General features: G+C 58.4%; 23 protein-coding genes. 2 read left to right on the top strand and 21 right to left on the bottom strand.

The annotated features are described in order from the left end of the window. Positions 1-61: 61 nt before the first annotated feature. The 15 genes from D8U71_RS11595 to D8U71_RS11525 all read right to left on the bottom strand — a co-directional run bounded on the left by D8U71_RS11595 (position 62) and on the right by D8U71_RS11525 (position 10,611). Entirely contained in the window at positions 62-643 is a 582-nt protein-coding gene (locus D8U71_RS11595) for a phage tail assembly protein (protein WP_130887798.1), read from the bottom strand. Positions 644-795: 152 nt separating this feature from the next. Then, complete coding sequence (locus D8U71_RS11590) at positions 796-1,302, bottom strand: phage major tail tube protein (RefSeq protein WP_039762530.1); 507 nt, start codon at positions 1,300-1,302, stop codon at positions 796-798. Continuing rightward, positions 1,302-2,468, bottom strand: coding sequence for a phage tail protein (locus D8U71_RS11585; protein ID WP_110645911.1), 1,167 nt, complete (start codon positions 2,466-2,468; stop codon positions 1,302-1,304). Before D8U71_RS11585 ends, D8U71_RS11590 begins: the two co-directional genes overlap by 1 nt. Positions 2,469-2,470: 2 nt before the next feature. Further along, positions 2,471-2,656 (bottom strand): hypothetical protein, encoded by a 186-nt coding sequence (locus tag D8U71_RS11580; RefSeq protein WP_039762525.1) that lies wholly within the window; start codon positions 2,654-2,656, stop codon positions 2,471-2,473. A gap of 102 nt (positions 2,657-2,758) precedes the next feature. Beyond that, positions 2,759-3,202, bottom strand: a complete 444-nt coding sequence (locus D8U71_RS11575) for a phage tail assembly chaperone (protein ID WP_130887797.1) — start codon at positions 3,200-3,202, stop codon at positions 2,759-2,761. A 1-nt stretch (position 3,203) separates the two neighbouring features. Further along, complete coding sequence (locus D8U71_RS11570; RefSeq protein WP_130887796.1) at positions 3,204-4,742, bottom strand: phage tail protein; 1,539 nt, start codon at positions 4,740-4,742, stop codon at positions 3,204-3,206. Further along, entirely contained in the window at positions 4,743-5,378 is a 636-nt protein-coding gene (locus D8U71_RS11565; protein ID WP_130887795.1) for a phage tail protein I, read from the bottom strand. After that, positions 5,375-6,370, bottom strand: a complete 996-nt coding sequence (locus D8U71_RS11560) for a baseplate J/gp47 family protein (RefSeq protein ID WP_130887794.1) — start codon at positions 6,368-6,370, stop codon at positions 5,375-5,377. Before D8U71_RS11560 ends, D8U71_RS11565 begins: the two co-directional genes overlap by 4 nt. Further along, the gene (locus D8U71_RS11555; RefSeq protein ID WP_130887793.1) at positions 6,367-6,699 is read right to left on the bottom strand and encodes a phage baseplate protein; all 333 of its coding nucleotides are present in this window, start codon (positions 6,697-6,699) and stop codon (positions 6,367-6,369) included. Before D8U71_RS11555 ends, D8U71_RS11560 begins: the two co-directional genes overlap by 4 nt. Before the next feature lie 14 nt (positions 6,700-6,713). Beyond that, entirely contained in the window at positions 6,714-7,322 is a 609-nt protein-coding gene (locus tag D8U71_RS11550) for a phage baseplate assembly protein V (protein ID WP_130887792.1), read from the bottom strand. A gap of 3 nt (positions 7,323-7,325) precedes the next feature. Beyond that, the gene (locus D8U71_RS11545; RefSeq protein WP_130887791.1) at positions 7,326-7,847 is read right to left on the bottom strand and encodes a hypothetical protein; all 522 of its coding nucleotides are present in this window, start codon (positions 7,845-7,847) and stop codon (positions 7,326-7,328) included. Between the two features lie 71 nt (positions 7,848-7,918). Continuing rightward, positions 7,919-8,257, bottom strand: coding sequence for a phage holin family protein (locus tag D8U71_RS11540; protein ID WP_024011844.1), 339 nt, complete (start codon positions 8,255-8,257; stop codon positions 7,919-7,921). Positions 8,258-8,396: 139 nt separating this feature from the next. After that, positions 8,397-8,669, bottom strand: a complete 273-nt coding sequence (locus tag D8U71_RS11535) for a tail fiber assembly protein (RefSeq protein WP_241664220.1) — start codon at positions 8,667-8,669, stop codon at positions 8,397-8,399. A 263-nt stretch (positions 8,670-8,932) separates the two neighbouring features. Beyond that, positions 8,933-9,349: a tail fiber assembly protein gene (locus D8U71_RS11530; protein ID WP_024011843.1), complete on the bottom strand. Its 417-nt coding sequence runs from the start codon at positions 9,347-9,349 to the stop codon at positions 8,933-8,935. 518 nt (positions 9,350-9,867) lie between these two features. Next, entirely contained in the window at positions 9,868-10,611 is a 744-nt protein-coding gene (locus tag D8U71_RS11525) for an XRE family transcriptional regulator (RefSeq protein WP_110600122.1), read from the bottom strand. Between the two features lie 202 nt (positions 10,612-10,813). Here D8U71_RS11525 and mutS point away from each other — a divergent pair, with 202 nt between their 5' ends. Both mutS and fdxA read left to right on the top strand, forming a co-directional pair. Then, positions 10,814-13,396 (top strand): DNA mismatch repair protein MutS, encoded by a 2,583-nt coding sequence (gene mutS / locus D8U71_RS11520; protein ID WP_130887790.1) that lies wholly within the window; start codon positions 10,814-10,816, stop codon positions 13,394-13,396. Positions 13,397-13,559: 163 nt separating this feature from the next. Continuing rightward, the gene (gene fdxA, locus D8U71_RS11515) at positions 13,560-13,883 is read left to right on the top strand and encodes a ferredoxin FdxA (protein WP_016771449.1); all 324 of its coding nucleotides are present in this window, start codon (positions 13,560-13,562) and stop codon (positions 13,881-13,883) included. A 532-nt stretch (positions 13,884-14,415) separates the two neighbouring features. Here fdxA and rpoS read toward each other — a convergent pair. From rpoS to ispF, 6 genes are all read right to left on the bottom strand, one after another. Beyond that, a complete protein-coding gene (gene rpoS / locus D8U71_RS11510; protein WP_016771451.1) occupies positions 14,416-15,423 on the bottom strand; it encodes an RNA polymerase sigma factor RpoS in 1,008 nt (335 codons plus the stop codon). 106 nt (positions 15,424-15,529) lie between these two features. Next, positions 15,530-16,399, bottom strand: coding sequence for a peptidoglycan DD-metalloendopeptidase family protein (locus tag D8U71_RS11505; RefSeq protein WP_016771452.1), 870 nt, complete (start codon positions 16,397-16,399; stop codon positions 15,530-15,532). Positions 16,400-16,610: 211 nt separating this feature from the next. Next, positions 16,611-17,246 carry a protein-L-isoaspartate(D-aspartate) O-methyltransferase gene (locus D8U71_RS11500; RefSeq protein WP_160768345.1) on the bottom strand — a complete coding sequence of 212 codons (636 nt, stop codon included), beginning with the start codon at positions 17,244-17,246 and terminating at the stop codon, positions 16,611-16,613. 38 nt (positions 17,247-17,284) lie between these two features. Further along, positions 17,285-18,034 (bottom strand): 5'/3'-nucleotidase SurE, encoded by a 750-nt coding sequence (gene surE / locus D8U71_RS11495; protein ID WP_024011837.1) that lies wholly within the window; start codon positions 18,032-18,034, stop codon positions 17,285-17,287. Further along, positions 18,022-19,080 (bottom strand): tRNA pseudouridine(13) synthase TruD, encoded by a 1,059-nt coding sequence (gene truD, locus D8U71_RS11490; protein WP_130887789.1) that lies wholly within the window; start codon positions 19,078-19,080, stop codon positions 18,022-18,024. The genes surE and truD overlap by 13 nt, the downstream gene beginning before the upstream one ends. Next, complete coding sequence (ispF, locus tag D8U71_RS11485; RefSeq protein WP_110600127.1) at positions 19,077-19,550, bottom strand: 2-C-methyl-D-erythritol 2,4-cyclodiphosphate synthase; 474 nt, start codon at positions 19,548-19,550, stop codon at positions 19,077-19,079. The genes truD and ispF overlap by 4 nt, the downstream gene beginning before the upstream one ends. Positions 19,551-19,555: the final 5 nt, after the last annotated feature.

The raw sequence follows: 19,555 nt of genomic DNA, 5'->3' as shown, positions 1-19,555 counted from the left end.
GCGTCCCATTCCAGAATCTCCGCTTCACTTACCGGGTAAATGAGCGGGACGATATCGAGGATTACTTCGATGTCGCGTTCCGAAAGTAGGCCGCCGGCTGGTTTAAAAAATCGTCGATGCGCACCTGCAATTGCGTCCAGTCGGGGACGGTCAGCTGGGCCAGATCGGGGATCATCAGGCCCGTGCAGTGGGCAGTGATGAATTCGGCGCGTTCCTTGGCCGTTTTCAGTTTCTTCATCACTTTGGTTGCGCGCAGCACGGGCATTTCCAGGCTCAGCGAGTCGACGGTGCGGCCGGTTACGGCGAGCGGCTGCAGCAATTGCACCTGGTCGGGATCGTTGGATTTCTCCGCGTCCTCGATCTGGTCGAGAAAGTACGAACTCGGCCGGGTCGACATCTCATGGACGTACTGAGCGATGCTCACGTAGTCCGGGCGCTTGAGCTGATCGAGTTCCTTGACCGACAGGCCGGTGGCGAGCAGCGCCAGCTCGAAGAACTGATCGTCTTCGTCATCGCCGGCGCGTTCCAGCGCTTCTTTCTGTGCGGCGTAGAGCAGCGGTTTGAGCTGGATCGTTTCGATCTGCGAACCGTCGTCGCCGGTGATTGGCGACAGCAGTTCGTGTTGGGGTGGCATCCACGGCATGTATGAATTCCTTGGTGATTCGTTTAGATCCACTGTGGGAGCGAGCCTGCTCGCGAAGGCTTTGGCACATTCGACATTGATGTACCTGAACGACCGCTTTCGCGAGCAGGCTCGCTCCCACAGGGTTTTGTGATTTGCCGGTAAAGCGGGGTTTACGGCATCAACACCGCGCGCCGTGCATCACCAAGGATGTCGACGCCGTTGAGCACGAACTTCTGCGTGCGCACGTCGATGTCGATCACCGGCACGCCGTTTTCCAGGCGGTTGTAGGTGCGGCAGGACAGTTCCAGGTTGGTCTTGGGCTTCTCGCCCATTTTCACTGCGGTTTCCTCAAGGGATTTCAACTGGCCGCCGACGGTGTGGTAGGTGAACCAGGTGTTGCCGTCCTGATCCTGACCGGCTTCACGCACGTTCAGCAGGATGTCGTCGCCGAGCTTCACGCCCAGCGCCAGCAGCACCTCGGCGCCGAGGCCTTGCAGGGTCAGCTTGGCGCCGAGCGCTTTGCCGCCCTTGGCCATTTCTTCGACGATGAAGCGCCCGCCGCGCATCTCTTCCATGTCGAATTCGATTTTCGGCGGGGTGAATTCTTCAACGGTCGCCGACAACGGCAGGCCTTGCAGGGTGGCCGCGATGGCCTGTCTTACGCGGTTGGTAAACATTAGAGAACGTCCTCCAGGAACTGCTCGATGATTTCATCGCGGGCGTTGAGTTGATAAACCATGTGTTCGTTCGGCGCGTAGCGGCCGTAGTCGATGACCACGTACCAGGTGCCGTTCTTGTACTTCTCGACGCTGTTGAGTTCCGGGTGCAGATACACGCTGCCGCCGGGAATGGTTTCGTCGGCGACCAGGGTCTGCAGCCAGTCGTTGATGCGCTTCACCTCCTGATCCATGAAGGATTTGGTGAGGTTCTTGGCCATGGCTTTCTGGCCGGCCTTGACCAGCTTGCGGCTGATCGCATCTTCGAGGCCGACGTAGCTGATGAACTTGCCGGTGATCGAGCGGTTGCCCAGCAGCGAGAAGCCGCCAAGCACGGTGCGGGCGTAGTAGCTGACGCCGTAACGGTTGAGCAGATCGCCTTCGGTGGACGTGTCGAGGATGTTGTACTCGACGACCCGCGAAACGTCTTCGGCGAAGGTCACCTGGTTGCCCGGGCTCTCCCATTGCTTGACCTTGGCCAGCGCGGCAATCGCCAGACTGGAAGGCGACAGGAAAACGTTTTTCTTCGCTGCTTTCGAATACACGGCGGGCATGTTGTGCACCACCAGGCAACGGTCGAAACCGAGCTCGGCGCCGCCGAGTTCCTGGCTGTACAGCACCTGATCGGCCACCGAGACATCCTTGCCGTCCAGCACCACACGGGCCTTGATGCGCTTGCCGAACGCGGCGAACTCACCGGCCACCGCTTTGCTGCCGGTGAAGCCCGGCGCACCGATGATGGTCAGGTCTTCCGGGACACTGCCCAGCGCCGCCAGACCGAGCTTGCGGCCAGTGGCCGGCTCGACACCGCCGATCACATTGTTGACCGTGTCGGCCGGAGTTGCGCCTGCCTCGACGATGACTACGTACACCGGCACCTTGACCACTTTGAGGATCTGGTAGACCGCGTGGTACAGCGTGCCCTCTTCCGACCCGGTCGGATCGAGCAGCGCATGGGTGGTGAAGCTGTTGATGCGAAACGGCGCGTTTCGCGGAATCAGCGGATCGGCTTTCGGCGCAGTGCCTACCAGCCCGATGACGTTGTCTCCCAGGCCACCCATGGCCTCGGGGGATTCGGTTGCATTGACGGTAATGCCGTTGTGCTCGAAGTTCAGAACCTCAGCCATGTTCAGTCAGCCTTCTTGGCAGCGGCCTTTTTGGCCTGGGTGATAGGGGTTTTCGGCTCAAGTCGACCGGCAAAGTGCAAGGCACTGGCCTCGACATCGAGCAGATCGAGTTCTTGACCAACGCTCGACCAGTGCCCACCGCCGGTGGGGAATGGAACGAGCACGGTGTAGGTTTGGCGGGTTGCCATTTTTCGTTTCTCCATAAACGGGAAAGCCCCTCTGAGGGAGGGGCTTGGCGGGTGTTGAGTGTTTTGAGCGGATAAGAAAACGCCCCGAGAAGTGCGGGGTGTTTATTGAACCTCTAATAGAAGCCAGCCCGGCGTCTCAGGACGGTGTTCTATCAAGGGAAACTCATCTCCCTGAGGCCAGTCGCGCAAGTGGCGGCGATAGAGTTGCAGTTCCAGGTATTGATCTACTGTGAGCGTCGTACTTAACCCACTTTCAAGTTCATCCCGATGCCTTGCAACCATTGCATCTGTCGAAGAAAGTTCGTGATCTCGCCAGACTCTCTCAGCAGCCATCAATTGTTCGTTATTACGCTGAGGAGGATCAATCAAGACTGGCAAACCATCTATACCTGCCACTAGTCTCTTAGGGCTTTGCGCGAGGGTTTTAAGCAACGACTCCCAATCTCGCAATGGATACGGTATTACGTCACCAGGAATATCCTGACTATTAACATTCGGCCAATATGCACCACAGGTACTTGGACTAAACAGAATAGCTTCGATCATATTACACTCCTAATGCCCGCCACTGGATCATCCACGATGCGGAAGTAACCCTAGCATCTAACTGTAGACGAACAGTACAGCCCGTTGTCTTTGAAGTTCCAACCACTAAACAGGTCATAACCGAGAGAGAGCCAACATGCAATATCGATATATTTCGCATTGCGGTCGGAAAAGCTACTGGAAATGTAATATAGACGTAACCGTCGGCATCCGTTACCCCCGTCCCCCACTGTTCGATCATTCCTGAGGGTTGCTTGGCGAAACCAGTTTCAGCCGTATTGAAAGCGAGCTCAGAGCTAAACTTCAATGCTGCAGTACCTGAAGCGTAATAGCTTATCCCTTGGAGAACCAAGTCAAGAGATGAACCTGGCTGGATAACAATTGCCGGCAAAGGATTGGTAGCGATGGTCGCTATCTGATCGCTGCCAGAAGTAACTATCGTTGCAGGAGCGCTCCCGACATTTCGTAAAATAATAGTGGAACCAGTTACTCCGCTTAGGGAGGGCGGAAGTGAAATTCTCACCGGGGCTGCAGCATTCAGAAGTAACACTCTGCCGAAGTGTATTGCTGTCAAACTTGTAGAAGATGTAAAAATACTGACGTTACTGTAATTACCTAATGAATTCTTTACAAATTCGGTCGTTGCTAAGCGGGTGGAACTATCAAACTGTACGGCTGTCGGCGCAGTAGGATTCCCAGCGAAACCCGGAGAGAGTAAACGCGCGAATCCATTCGTTATATTCTGAAAGGTCAGCGCGGTTGCACCCAATGTAATAGGTCCATCCGTAATTAGCTGCCACATTGTGTCAGCCTGCAATAGTCCCTCTTCAACAACGACCACAATATTTGGCGTTACTTTGGTATCGCTATTGGCATCCGCTGCTCTTGACCACGCCCCGTTATCGACAACATATAGACCATTCGCCGTCGAAAGTGTCTGATTTTTAACAAGGCATCGGTCACCGGCCACTAATGCTCGACCATCAATAGTCTGAGCGCCCGATAAGACAATATTTGCCGTGGTCGCCGCTCGTACCGACTGCTTGGCATCAAGCTTCGCCAACTCAGCCGCCACATAATCCGTGACCCAGGCACGTGTGGCCTTGACCACCGTGTCATCAATCAACAACGTCACCAGCGACGCATTACTCGTCTCGAAAATCGAACGAATGTAGAACTCTTTACCCGAACCCGAGGTGGCGAGAACCGGTTTGAACGACTCCGGATATTTGACGATGGCGTAAAGAATCCCGGTGTCAGTCCACAGCCCTGCTTCCCGCACATACCAACCGCCAACATCCGGCGGAATGGTCACTTCCGCAAGCAGCCAGCTCGGGTTTTTCTCATCCTGGAACAGTGCATTGAGTGGCCCGCGCCAGACTTCGCGTTTCAGTGCGGTCGCGGTGGCGGCCGGGTTGTAGACCGCGCCGTTGCCGTCGCCGACGGAAATCTGCGTCAGCTTGATCGGCGTACCCGCGGCCTTGCACGCCGTTTCGTAGGCAATCCCTGCGTTGGTGAGCAGGGTGTAATAGTCAGCCATTCAGGCCCCCTGAGGATAGATAGTGGATGTTTCGACGGTGTACATGCCGGCAGCCATGAACGCCTCTCCCGAGGTTTCAAGCCCTTCGATGAACACCGGATAAACGGTGGTCAGTTCGCCGCAGAACGTAGCGGCGCCGATGACGTGATTGCCGAACGCGCTCAAGCCCACCGACACCGAAAGAATGTCCCGCTCGCTTTTGGCATCGGCCAGACGTCGGTCGAGACGTGCATCGATTTCTTCGCTATAGGGTTGTTCGCTGAAGGCACGCACGGAAAAGCTGTACGGCGCGCCGGACGGTGTTTGCTCGTACCAGGCGCGGATCTCGGGTCTTAATTGCAAACCCTTGGCGGCGTTTTCCAGTGCCTTGCGAGTGCCGGCCTGGCGCGCGGTGGGCCAGGCCAGTTCGACGGTGAGGCGCTTCTCCGCCACCGGCGCATCAGTGCTCCATTCGGCGACGCCACGATCGGCAGCCAGATAAGGCAGGAAGGCCACCGGCGTTTCGCTAGGGTTCATCAGTTCCGGGAACGGCGGTGCGATGCGATCAAGCAAGGTGCCGAAGCCCAGATCCAGTCCGCGTTCGAGGGCCGAGCTGTTGGCGGGCAGCAAGGTCGGGCGCTGAGTTTTTTCACTCATAGCGTCAGCACCTCGACTTCGACCGCTGTGCAATACGGCGCCTGAAACGCGGTGGTCACGATCGGCGTCAGCGGTTCGAGAATCTGCAGTTGCACGGCGCCGGCGCTGTGCAATGTGTAGTCGATCCAGCTCGGATCGACCCGACCTTCGAGGCGATGACAACTGTCGGCATACGCCTGCAATTGTGCTTGCGCGGCGACCCTGGTCAGGCCCGAATCAGGGCCGGAATTGATCTTGGCAATGACGCGGATTTTGTAGCGCTGGATCTCGGCAGCCTTGACGGTGACGAGGTCGGTTTCCGGGCGCACATCAGGGCGGGCAAAGTGCTGACGAACGCCGTCGAGCAATGTCTCGGAAGGTGTGCCATCGCCTTCTCGCGAAAGCACGGTGACCTGCACTTCGCCCGGCGCAGTGCGCCGTCCATTGCCATCCTTGACCTGCGCGGCGAGGCCGTCGGGATCGAAGGTGTAGGTGACGTTTACCACGCCGGAATCAGTGGACTCAACCTGCACCGTGGGCCGCTCGCCGAGGGTGAACACCTCGCGGCGATACTGCATCCGCGAACCCGCCGCCGGTGCATGGGGCGCGAGGTAATAACGCAGCCGAGCGTCGTCATCACTTTCATAAATCGCCGGTACCGGCGGGAATGCCGCCGGGTCGCCGGGATCGAGCAATTGCCGCTCCAAACCCATGTCCGCCAGCCGCGCATCGAGATTGCTGCCGGTCGCCCACCACGCCAGCATCTGCTTGATGCGTGCATTGTATTTACGCTCATGGGTTTGCAGACGCACGCAGAACGCTTCCAGCGCCAGGGTCAGCAATTCGCTTTCGCTTTCCAGACTCGCCTTGAGTTTCACGGCGCTGGCCGGCGAGCGAGCCCCCACGTACTCGATGACGAAAGCCTTGAACTCGGCGAGCAAGTCTTCGAACGCTTCGACCTTGATCAGCGCGGGTTCGGCCAGCTGGTTCTGGCCAGGGATCAGCATGCTCATGTCACCACCTCGAAGGTTTGTTGACGGTTTTTCCAGGTACCGGCAAAGCGCAGCAGCAGGCCGTCGCCGTGACGGCTGGCGACAATCACTTGCGGCTGAAAATCGTCGATGCCGTTTTGCGAGTTGTAGAACGCTTGCGCGGCGTGGCTTTGTGCCAGAAGCAGAATGTCGTCACCGAGGTTCTGCCCGAGGAGAGTGGGAATCAGCGAACCGTACAAAGGTCGTTTCTGCCGGGTGCCCAGCGGTGTGGTCAGGGCTCGGGTCGCGCGCTGCACGAATTGCAGCCAGTCGTCGACCGTGGCCCCGCTGTCTCTATCGATTCCGATCATGGGAGGCTCTTGAATCAGGGGCTGATGACGCGGCCCTGGTGATCGACCAAGGGGCCGCTGAAGTGCACGCCCGAGGCGTCGATACTCAGGCCGACGGCGCCCAGTTGCAGGGTGATCAGTTGTGGCGTCATGGCCAGACGTGCAGGGCCGATGCTCAGTTCGAGCGACTCGCGAGACCCGTTGAATTGCGCGGGTCCGTTGAGCCAGTGCAAGGCGTGGCTGGCGTCGTCGTAACCGCTTTCGCTGCCGTCCCGATGCACCCGACGGGTCAGCGTCGGCACAGTCGAGGCGGGAGGAAAGCGGTCACTGTTCAAGCCGAACAACGCGACACTCTGCGCACCGCTTTCACCGCTGCCATAGTTGAACAGCAGGCACTGCTCGCCCACCGTGGGGATGCGCGATTCGCTTTGCGCACCGGCGCTAGGGTTGAAGAACTTGATCGCCGGGGTGAGCAATCCACCATGGCTGACCTGGCAAGTGTTACTCGCCGCATCAATTAACTGGCAGATGCCAATACGACAGAAACTCTCGGCACGGCGATGCAGGTCTTCGATTTCCGCTTCCATTTCCGCCAGACGCTCAATGATCGGGCCAAGCTGCATACGCAGTAATGCATCGAACATCGGTCAGCCCTCCAGCGCGGTGTACTGGTCTGGATCGTCGATGTCGCTGACTTCCCAGGTGCGAGCGAATTTCGGCATGCCCAGTGGATCGTCGAGCAAGGTCGAGCCGAGGTAGAGTGTCTGGTTGAACGTCAGGGTCCAGGTTTTGTATTGCTGATCGCCACGGATGAGCAATGACGGCAAGCCATCGATATTCATCGGCAGATCGCATTGATCGCCGGACATGTTCCAGCGGTGGTCAGTCATCAGGTTTTTCAGCACGGCAATCAGATCGCACGCTGAAAATGCACTGGCGGCAAGGGCCGGGATGACTTGCAAAGAGACCGTCATGACATGAGCAATTCGCCCGTCAGCGGCGCGCACCCCGGGTCCATTGCGGTCGAAGTCGATCAGCACCCAGGCCTGATCGCCCGGTGCAGTGAAATCATCATGGTTGCCGACGGTGAGGTTGAGACCGGCGGTGTTGCGAAGTGTCGTCGCGATGGCTGTGAACAGTTGCGACGGCTGCTGGATCGGTGTGGGCATACATGACCTCCTTTTCAATCGTCCACGTGCAGCCCTGCCGCCGACATGGCGGCACGGAAAAATATTCAGGGTTAAGGCTGGTCGCGCGGCGGTACTTCGCAGACGCCGATGCGCTTGGCCGCCCAGCGTTCGTAAAGGCCTATGGCGACATCAGCGCCGGCCATCGCCGTCAGGCAGCCAAAAGCGCCAGCGGCCCAGATCGACATGCCAGCGGCATACAGCAGCATGATTGCCGACACGCCGCAGATCATGCAGGCGCCGGAACGCAGAGCCAGACGCCGCACCAGCGACCAGCCGCGAGCGCCCTCCTTGTCGGCGCGCCACATTTCGCCGGACACCCCGCCGACGACAGCGAGGAGGATGACCAGCCAGATCGGCATGTCCGCCAACGCTTGTTGCTCGTTTGTCATGTCACGCCTCCGTGGGCAGTGGGTGATAGATGGGAATTGAGTTCAAATAATGTCTCTTCAGGCAGGCATTCCAAAAAGTCCGGCCTTGCGCCAGGCTTTTCAGCAATGCGGTCCCGCCGATCGATTACTCGAGTTGGAATCAGTAAGGTGCGACTGGCCACGCGATGTTCGCCGGATAACCCGACTGCTGATCGATGTCGCTGAGGGCGATGCAGTATTGCTCGTGGGCCAACAGCCGAGCCTGGTCGTCGCTGGTGGCGACGCCGACGTCGGCTTTGAACTGCAGCGAGTTAATCAGTAACCAGTTGGCGGCCCCATTCAGCAATTGCCACTTCTGCTGTTCGGCTTTGTTTCGCAGTTCTTCTTCGTCGGTGCAGAGAAGGTCCAGACCCCATTGAAGGTTGCGCTCCAACCCACCCGAATATCCGTACTGCCGGTTACATCAACCCAAACCGAGGTTGGCGAAGCAGGTGGTTCAAGAATCACTTCACTTTCTTCCAACTGGACAACTCGGTTGTATTCAACCAGTGCATAAAGACTCATTGGGTCTTCCTCATTTACTCTTTGGCAGGAATGTCGCCGTGCAACTGGCAGGTATTTAAAAGCCCGGCAACAAGGCCAGGCTCTTCAGTAATGCACTGCGCATTTCAATATTGCGGATGCGTCAAATGTCGCTTATGGCACTTCAGGCCAAATGACGCTCAGTGGATAGCCCGGCTGTTTGTTGACTTGGCTCATCGCGATGAAGAACTGCTTGTAGGCCAGCAGTGCGGCCTCTTCAGCAGGTGTAGCCAGCCCCAGCTCGACTTTTTGTACCAGCGCGGACGATGTCAGGGTGAAGTTGACTTTATCGAAACGAGTCACTCTTTCGTTACGCATTTGCATAGCCAACATGGACGGTTGCCCCCACATATCGCTATCAGTAAATGTCCAGACGCCGTCGGTGTTCACCGCGTTCCAGGAATAATCGATCTTGGGCAATGCGCTGACATCCACCCAGACTTGGTCCGCCGGAAACTCATCGGTGATCGGGTTTGCGGTTTCAAAAATGTTGTCGACTTTGCCAGCGACGACACGTGCGTATTTCTTCATGTTCATCATCCTTATTGAGTGCCGGCATCCCGGCGTTTCAGTTCCTGCCCGGTAGGCATTCCAAAAAGCCCGGCGCTTGTACACCGGGCTTTTCAGTAATGCGCTCCTTCGCCTCCCTTCAAATCCTGTAGTCATGAAGGGAGCTGACTTTTCGGCGCTACTGGCGCGGTACGAGTCCATTCAAATTGTTTTTCCGACCGCGGTCCCTGCCCGCCGGATAACTGCTTCTGGTGTTTTACGCTGCACACCCGGGTCAGTTGCCAACCCTCTGAACCGTTGAGGCCGGTTCATCGCTGCCTGTTCTTGTGGAACTAAAGAGCTTGTCTTGCCAGCCGCTTTGTCGAGCGGCTTGGTGGCAAGAATATGCATGGATGCATATACAGTCAATGCGTAAATGCATTTATTTATGCATTAAATTTGCGCGTATGCATGAAAACCAAGCGGGCCAAGGGGTGGGGAGATTTCTGCAGGCGAAAAAAAACCTGCCGAGGGGCAGGTTTCAGTTAAATCGAAATGGGTTAACGGGCGTACATGCCCCACCAGAAGACGTGACCGAGGATGACGATCTGCTCTTCCTGGATTTCCTGGAAGCTATAGTCCTCGTCCGGATGCTCGTCGCGATTGAAGCTGCGCAGACGGATGCCGGTGGGCAGGCGATAGAGTTGTTTCACGCGCAGCTGGCCGTTGTGATTGATCGCATACAGATCGCCATCGATGATGTCGCCGATGCCGCACTTGCCGGCGTTGACGCCGACGGTGGCGCCATCACGCAGAACCGGCAACATGCTGTTGCCGCGCACCGTCACGCATTTGGCCTGGTCGAATTGCACGCCGTTGTGGCGCAGGCTGCGCTTGCCGAAGCGCAGGCTAGAGCGCTCGCTCTCTTCGATGACGAATCTTCCTGATCCAGCAGCCAATTCAACCTCGCGTAGAAAGGGCACCGACACCTCGTCGTCATCGACGGGCGTGTCGTCGTCCCACAGGCTTATGTCCTTGAGTTCCGCATGCACGTCAGCGCGAGTGCCGCCGGTCGTTGGCGCGACGTCCGCGCGCCCGCGCAACTGATCGGTGCTGACGTTGAAATATTCAGCGATCTTCGAGATGTGTTTATCCGAAGGATCGACAATCTTCCCGCTGAGAATCCGCGAGAGCGTTGATTGAGGCACGCCGGTGCGACGGTGGAGCTCCGTGGGGGAGATCCCGTGCTGGTCGAGCAGTGCTCTTAAGACGGAGGAAACGTTGCGTTTTTGCATAACGCGCATAGTGCTTGAAGTTTTTCGCGAAGACAAATGCTGATTTGCATAAATCGTGCATAGATCAACTTTTCTGTGCAAGTAAACGCTCACCCGACCGCAGTGCCTGCGTCGGGCTGACTGCCCATGGTAACCTTGCGCCCATCGCGGAAAAGCCCGGCCACTGCCCGCGCTTTGCCCTACATCTTTTAACGAGTTGCCCGACAATCCGATGAATAAAGCCGTCTCCGACCTGTCCTCCCACACTCCGATGATGCAGCAATACTGGCGCCTGAAGAATCAGCACCCGGACCAGCTGATGTTCTATCGCATGGGCGATTTCTACGAAATCTTCTACGAAGATGCGAAGAAAGCCGCCAAGTTGCTGGACATCACCCTGACCGCGCGCGGGCAGTCGGCGGGTCAGGCGATTCCGATGTGTGGGATTCCTTACCACGCGGCGGAAGGTTACCTGGCGAAACTGGTCAAGCTCGGCGAGTCGGTTGTGATTTGCGAGCAGGTCGGCGACCCGGCCACCAGCAAAGGCCCGGTGGAGCGTCAAGTCGTACGGATCATCACGCCGGGAACGGTCAGCGACGAAGCGTTACTCGATGAACGCCGCGATAACCTGATCGCAGCGGTATTGGGTGACGAGCGTCTGTTCGGTCTGGCAGTACTGGATATCACCAGCGGCAACTTCACCGTGCTTGAGATCAAAGGCTGGGAAAACCTGCTGGCGGAACTGGAGCGGGTCAACCCGGTGGAACTGTTGATTCCAGATGACTGGCCAAAAGACCTGCCGGCGGAAAAACGCCGTGGCGTACGTCGTCGTGCGCCGTGGGATTTCGAGCGTGATTCGGCGCTGAAAAGTCTCTGCCAGCAGTTTTCCACCCAAGACCTGAAAGGCTTCGGCTGCGAAAACCTGACCCTGGCCATCGGCGCTGCCGGCTGCCTGCTGGCCTACGCCAAGGAAACCCAGCGCACCGCCCTGCCCCACTTGCGCAGCCTGCGTCACGAACGTCTCGATGACACCGTAGTGCTCGACGGCGCCAGCCGGCGCAATCTGGAACTCGACACCAACCTGGCCGGTGGCCGCGACAACACCCTGCAATCGGTGGTCGATCGCTGCCAGACCGCCATGGGCAGCCGCCTGCTGACTCGTTGGCTGAACCGACCGTTGCGCGATCTCACCGTGTTGCTGGCGCGTCAGACCTCGATCCGCTGCCTGCTCGACGGCTACCGCTTCGAAAAGCTGCAACCGCAGCTCAAGGAAATCGGCGACATCGAGCGGATCCTGGCGCGAATCGGTCTGCGCAATGCGCGACCACGTGACCTTGCGCGTCTGCGTGACGCTCTCGGCGCACTGCCCGAACTGCAAGTGGCGATGGCCGATCTGGAAGCGCCGCACCTGCAGCATCTGGCGGTCACCACCAGCACCTATCCAGAACTGGCGGCGCTGCTGGCCAAAGCCATTATCGACAATCCGCCTGCGGTGATCCGTGACGGCGGCGTGCTGAAAACCGGTTACGACAGTGAACTCGATGAACTGCAATCGCTGAGCGAAAACGCCGGCCAGTTCCTCATCGATCTGGAAGCCCGGGAGAAGGCCCGTACTGGTCTGGCCAATCTAAAAGTTGGCTACAACCGTATCCACGGCTACTTCATCGAACTGCCGAGCAAGCAGGCTGAATCGGCGCCGGCCGACTACATCCGCCGGCAGACGCTCAAAGGCGCCGAGCGTTTCATCACGCCCGAGCTGAAAGAATTCGAAGACAAGGCGCTGTCGGCCAAGAGTCGCGCGCTGGCTCGGGAAAAAATGCTTTACGAAGCACTGCTCGAAGACTTGATCAGCCAGTTGCCGCCGTTGCAGGACACCGCCGGCGCCTTGGCCGAGCTGGATGTGCTGAGCAACCTCGCCGAGCGTGCGCTGAATCTTGACCTGAACTGCCCGCGTTTCGTCAGCGAGCCATGCATGCGCATCACTCAGGGTCGTCACCCAGTGGTCGAGCAAGTGCTGACCACGCCGTTCGTGGCCAACGATCTGAGCCTCGATGACAACACGCGCATGCTGGTCATCACCGGCCCGAACATGGGCGGTAAATCCACTTACATGCGGCAAACCGCTTTGATCGTGTTACTGGCGCATATTGGCAGTTTCGTGCCGGCCGCCAGTTGCGAGTTGTCGCTGGTCGACCGCATCTTCACCCGTATCGGTTCGAGCGATGATCTGGCCGGCGGTCGCTCGACCTTCATGGTCGAGATGAGCGAAACCGCCAACATCCTGCATAACGCCACCGAGCGCAGTCTGGTCCTGATGGACGAAGTCGGGCGCGGTACCAGCACCTTTGACGGTCTGTCGCTGGCGTGGGCGGCGGCCGAGCGCTTGGCTCATCTGCGTGCCTATACGCTGTTCGCTACGCACTACTTCGAACTGACCGTGTTGCCGGAAGCCGAGCCGTTGGTGGCCAACGTCCACCTCAACGCGACCGAGCACAACGAACGCATCGTGTTCCTGCACCATGTTCTGCCTGGGCCGGCCAGCCAGAGCTACGGCTTGGCAGTCGCGCAACTGGCTGGTGTGCCGAGCGAAGTGATCCTGCGCGCGCGTGAGCATCTGAGTCGTCTGGAAGACACAGCCCTGCCCCACGAGACGCCGAAACCGGCAGCCAAGGGCAAGCCGTCGACACCGCAGCAAAGCGACATGTTCGCCTCGCTGCCGCATCCGGTGCTGGATGAATTGGCGAAGGTGGATCTCGACGACATGACACCACGGCGTGCGCTGGAAATGCTCTATGCACTGAAGAACCGGATATAAGCACTGAAGAAGCGGATATAACGCAAATCGCTTCAAGCTGTTAGAATCTCGCGCGGTTCGGGATGCTGCTGGCTCATAGCCTGGTCAGCAGGTATCGCTCCCGAACCTGGCGACCCCAACCGTGAAGGGGCAACGCTGCCGCCGCCTGAGGAGAAAATTAGAAATGACCTTCGTCGTCACCGACAACTGCATCAAGTGCAAGTACACCGACTGCGTAGAAGTCTGTCCGGTGGACTGCTTTTACGAAGGCCCGAACTTCCTGGTGATTCACCCGGACGAGTGCATCGACTGTGCGCTGTGTGAACCAGAATGCCCGGCTGTGGCGATCTTCTCGGAAGACGAGATCCCAAGCGGCATGGAAAACTTCATCGAGCTCAATGCCGAGCTGGCGGATATCTGGCCGAACATCACCGAGCGCAAGGATCCGCTTCCGGATTCTGCTGATTGGGATGGCAAGCCGAACAAGATCGAACAACTCGAACGCTGATCTACCCCGCGCTCGACTGAAAGGCCCCTTGTGGGCCTTTTTGCTTTTGCAGGTTTTACTTTTCTGCAGACGAAAAAAGGGGCGGTATGACCCGCCCACATTTTTTCCCTATTCCCTGTAGTCCTTTTCATCGTCCTGATGAATCGCCTCCTGCGATGTCCGTTCCCCTCTTCCGTGAAGGGCGTGTCTGTCCGTCGACACAGCCCTGATATTAGAGAGTTTCCGCAGCGGAGCAATCAGGCTCAGGCGCAGGTCTGCGCTGACATAAAGACATAACAATTGAAAATTATTCAGATAAATCAACAAGTTACCGCTTAGCATTGATCGCAATCGCCTTCTGCCGAAGTGTAAAAATAACGAACACTTACGACGCAGTAAGCAAAGGCTTACAGCGCGAGACTACAAACTCAGAAAATGCTGACCGCTCGTCTGGCACATTCCCGACAAACGCGATGCACGAGACAGGCATAAACAAAAAGCCCCGACTGATTGAATCAGCCGGGGCTTTTTTTGCGCGCGGTCGATCAGGCGCTTATTGGAACAGCGACTCGCTCGACAGGCCATTCTTCTCCAGGATCTCGCGAAGGCGCTTGAGGCCTTCCACCTGGATCTGCCGTACCCGCTCGCGGGTCAGGCCGATCTCCAGGCCGACATCTTCCAGCGTGCTGCTTTCGTGACCGCGCAGGCCGAAGCGGCGAATCACCACCTCGCGCTGCTTGTCGGTCAGCTCCGACAGCCATTGATCGATGCTCTGCGACAGGTCGTCGTCCTGCAGCAGTTCGCACGGATCGGTGGGACGATCGTCAGTGAGTGTGTCCAGCAGGGTTTTATCCGAATCCGGACCCAGCGAGACGTCGACCGAAGAAACCCGTTCGTTCAGGCCCAGCATGCGCTTGACCTCGCCCACCGGTTTCTCCAGCAGGTTGGCGATTTCTTCGGGTGAAGGTTCGTGGTCGAGTTTTTGCGTCAGCTCCCGTGCGGCCCGCAGGTACACGTTGAGCTCCTTGACCACGTGAATCGGCAACCGGATGGTCCGGGTCTGATTCATGATCGCGCGTTCGATGGTCTGACGGATCCACCAGGTCGCGTAGGTCGAGAAGCGGAAGCCGCGCTCGGGATCGAACTTTTCCACCGCGCGGATCAGGCCGAGGTTGCCCTCTTCGATCAGATCCAGCAGCGACAGCCCCCGATTGACGTAACGCCGGGCGATCTTGACCACCAGCCGCAGGTTGCTTTCGATCATGCGCTTGCGCCCGGCCGGATCGCCACTTTGCGACAAGCGCGCAAAATGAACTTCTTCTTCCGGGGAGAGCAGAGGGGAAAAGCCGATTTCGTTGAGATACAGCTGCGTGGCATCAAGTGCCCGAGTGTAGTCGATGTATTTATGTTGTTTGAGTGTGGCGGAGTGTCTGGATTTGGAACGAACGGAAGGTGGAGCAGCCCCTTCATCATTCAACATCGAATCCGAATCGATGCCGGTCTCCATAAGGAGAACCTCATCGTCGATGTCAAACTCCGGCACTTCTTTACTGAGAGCCATTGTTATAGTCCTTTGGTGAGTTCGACCCCAAGCTCAAGCGACGCCTTTATCCTTGGCAACGCTGGAGCCTGTCCCCTCTACGCGACGGAACAGGCTGGCCTACAAATCAACGTCTTGGCAGGAACTGCAGCGGATCCACAGGTTTACCTTGGCGGCGAATCTCAAAATGCAGTTTCACCCGGTCTGTACCCGTTGACCCCATTTCGGCAATTGTCTGTCCGACCTTGACCTGCTGCCCCTCCCGAACCAACAGCCTGCGGTTATGTCCGTAAGCACTGACGTAGGTTTCGCTGTGTTTGATGATGACCAATTCGCCGTAGCCCCTTAAGCCACTCCCGGCGTATACGACCGTCCCATCAGACGCAGCTAAAACAGGCTGTCCCAAATCTCCGGCGATATCAATTCCTTTATTCAAACTACCGTTTGAAGAGAATTTTCCAATCAGAACGCCATTAGATGGCCATCCCCAGCCGGTCGGGGCCGGGCCTGCCGGAGGCAGTGGAGCGGGTGCAGGTTTGCTCGCGACGGACGGTACAACCCCTTTGGAACCGGTGGTTGTAGTGGTTGTGGTGCCATTCGCCTGGCGCCGGATTACCGTGGTTTTACTCGACGAAGAAGGTGAAGAACTGGAGTTGCTCACCACCGCTGTCGGCGTTGAACCGCTGCGCCCGTCGAAGCGAATTGTCTGACCCGGATGGATCGTATACGGCGTAGGAATATTGTTCCGGGCGGCGAGGGTTTTGTAGTCCCAGCCGTAGCGAAAGGCGATCGAAAACAAGGTATCGCCGGGGCGGACTACATATTGCCCGGTAGTAACGGTCGGACGTTGCGCGACCGAATTATTGCGATCGACAACCCGTACGTTGCTCGATTTGGTGCTGGAGCAACCGACCAGCAAGGTGCTCAAGACAAGGCCAGTCACCAGGCGCTGAAAGCTCGTGTTACCCATACGCTGCGCAATGACTGTGAGACTCACCCGCCGCTCCCTTTGTGGTGGCTGAAAATTCTGAATGCCGCACTGCGGCATGAAGTGTCGCAAGTATAACGGGCCGAAACGGCTTTACCTTTAATGAAGCGAAATCACTGGACGCACACGTTTGCCAGGGGCAAGTACGCTGCGTTTAAACTCTGGCTGTCGGTGTAAGACCGGCGCCGTTGAAAGGAATTCAGCGCCTGCTCGCAAATGCTCAGGCCAGTGGCCCGTTGAGCAAAGGCACGAAACGCACAGCGCCCAAAACGTGTCGGGAAAAGCCATGTTCTTCGCGCACGATCAGCATCAGTTGTTGCACTTCACCGGAGCCGACCGGAATCACCATGCGCCCACCGGGGGCCAGCTGATCGAGCAAAGCTTGCGGTACATCGGTGGCAACGGCGGTGACGATGATGCCGTTGTAGGGCGCCAGCGCCGGCCAGCCTTCCCAGCCATCGCCCCAGCGAAACACCACGTTACGCAGGTTCAACTCGACCAGACGCTCCTTGGCGCGATCCTGCAACACCTTGATGCGCTCGACGGAAAACACCCGTTCAACCAGTTGCGACAACACCGCTGTCTGGTAGCCGGAACCGGTGCCGATCTCCAACACTTTATCCAGTGGACCTGCCTCCAGCAGCAGCTCGCTCATGCGCGCCACCATGTAAGGCTGGGAGATGGTCTGGTTGTTGCCGATCGGCAGCGCGGTGTCTTCGTAAGCGCGGTGCGCCAGCGCCTCGTCGACAAACAGATGACGCGGCGTGCGGCGGATCACTTCCAGGACTTTGGCGTTCGATACGCCTTCTTCATACAGCCGCTGGATCAGTCGCTCGCGCGTACGCTGGGAGGTCATGCCAATGCCGCTGCGCAGGCGGTCGTCATGTTCACGCATCAGCTCAGCCCCCCCAGCCAGCCATCAAGACTTCTGAAGGCATCATTGAAAGTGCGATCGAGCTGCAACGGTGTGATGGACACATAACCCTGCATCACGGCATGAAAATCGGTGCCCGGGCCGCCATCTTCGGCGTCGCCGGCAGCAGCAATCCAGTAACCGGCCTTGCCGCGCGGATCGACCACTTTCATCGGCGCCGCCGCGCGGGCGCGATGGCCGAGACGGGTCAACTGAATGCCACGGATGTGATCGATAGGCAGATTGGGGATGTTCACATTAAGTACCGTGCGCGGTGGCAGATCGAGCCCAGCGTGGGCCTCGACCAGCTTGCGCGCGAAGTACGCCGCGGTCGGCAGGTTGTCCACCTGGCGCGAAACCAGTGAGAACGCGAACGACGGACGCTCAAGAAATCGTCCTTCAAGCGCCGCTGCCACTGTCCCGGAATACAGCACGTCGTCACCGAGGTTGGCGCCCAGGTTGATGCCGGAAACCACCATGTCCGCTTCGCGCTCAAGCAAGCCGTTGAGGCCCAGGTGAATGCAATCGGTCGGTGTGCCGTTGAGGCTGATAAAGCCGTTGGCCAGGTATTGCGGGTGCAGCGGACGGTCGAGCGTCAGCGAACTGCTGGCGCCGCTTTTGTCCTGCTCCGGGGCGATAACCACGCATTCGGTGTAATCCGCCAGCGCAGCATAAAGCGCGGCGAGACCGGGCGCGGTTACCCCATCGTCGTTAGAAATCAGAATACGCATGGGCTGTCCGTCTGCCCCACCGGCACCAGATCAACGAGCTCGCGCACCAATACGGTGGCAAAGCATCCGGCCGGGAGGACGAATTCCAGTTGCAGAATGTCAGGTTGGGGATAATGCCACGTCAACCCGCCAATGGGCAGCCGCAGGATGCGACGTTCATGGCTCATGCCGGCGTGGATCAACCAGTCACGCAGATCCGCTTCGCGGGCGGCGATCTCCTGCTCCAGTTCATGGACAGCACCAGCAGCCGGCGAGTCACCTTCGCCCCACTGCGGACCGGTCGGGTGCAGGTCGAGAATCGCCAGACGCGGGTCGCTGCATTCGGCTTCGCCGGCCGGGAAAAAGCTGCGACTGTCAGTAAAGGCCAACAGATCGCCCACCAGTGCGGTGTTCCAGGTGCCATCGGCGACGCGCGCCGCCAGCACCTGGTTGAACAGAAAGCTGCGCGCCGTCGACAGCAACCGCGAACGCACATTGCGCTGTTCCGGCAAAGCCTTGCGCGCCGCCCACGCCTGGGCATCGACAACGTTGCCGCCGTCATGGCCGAAGCGCTGGGCGCCGAAATAATTGGGAATGCCTTGTTTGGCGATCAGTTGCAGGCGCTGTTCAATCGCGTCCCTGTCGCCATTGAATTGCGTCAGGCGCAACGTGAAACCGTTGGCCGAATGCGCACCGCGTTGCAGCTTGCGCTTGTGGCGCGTGGTCTTGAGGATCTTCAGCGTGTCGTTTTCCGCCGCCGACAGATCCGGATCGGCCTTGCCCGGCAATTGCACGCTGAACCACTGTCGGGTCAGGGCCTGACGGTCCTTGAGGCCGGCATAGCTGACGGTACGCAACGGCACGCCGGCTGCCTTGGCGATCCGCCGCGCCGCTTCTTCGGTATTGAGGCCGCGCTTTTCCACCCAGATCCACAGATGTTCGCCGTCGCCGCTGAACGGGATATCCAGCACTTCATCGACCTGAAAATCTTCGGCGATGGCTTTCAGTACCGCTGTGCCGAGGGGTTCGCCATAGGCCCGTGGGCCGAGTAATTGCAGTTCATTCATGCGCGCAGCAACAAGGCAACGGAGTGCACGGCGATGCCTTCTTCGCGACCGACAAAGCCAAGCTTTTCGGTGGTGGTAGCTTTGACGTTCACTTGATCCAACTCAACTTGAAGATCCGCCGCGATCAGCGCGCGCATCGATTCGATATGCGGCGCCATTTTTGGCGCCTGGGCAACGATGGTGTTGTCGACGTTGCCGATTTTCCAGCCCTTGGCGTGGATCAGACTGACCACATGACGCAACAGCACACGGCTGTCGGCGCCCTTGAATTTTGGGTCGGTGTCCGGGAAGTGTTTACCGATATCACCCAGCGCCGCCGCGCCGAGCAAGGCATCGCTCAAGGCGTGCAGCAGGACGTCACCGTCGGAATGAGCGAGCAGCCCGAAGCTGTGTGCAATCCGCACGCCGCCCAGAGTAATGAAATCGCCTTCAGCGAAACGGTGCACATCGTAGCCGTGGCCAATACGCATAAAAA

It is taken from the genome of Pseudomonas sp. Sample_21 (genome assembly GCF_004307525.1).
GTDB classification, from domain to species: domain Bacteria; phylum Pseudomonadota; class Gammaproteobacteria; order Pseudomonadales; family Pseudomonadaceae; genus Aquipseudomonas; species Aquipseudomonas atacamensis.
Note: the sequence above shows the minus strand (reverse complement) of the source record. Positions and strands in the feature narration are given on the sequence as shown.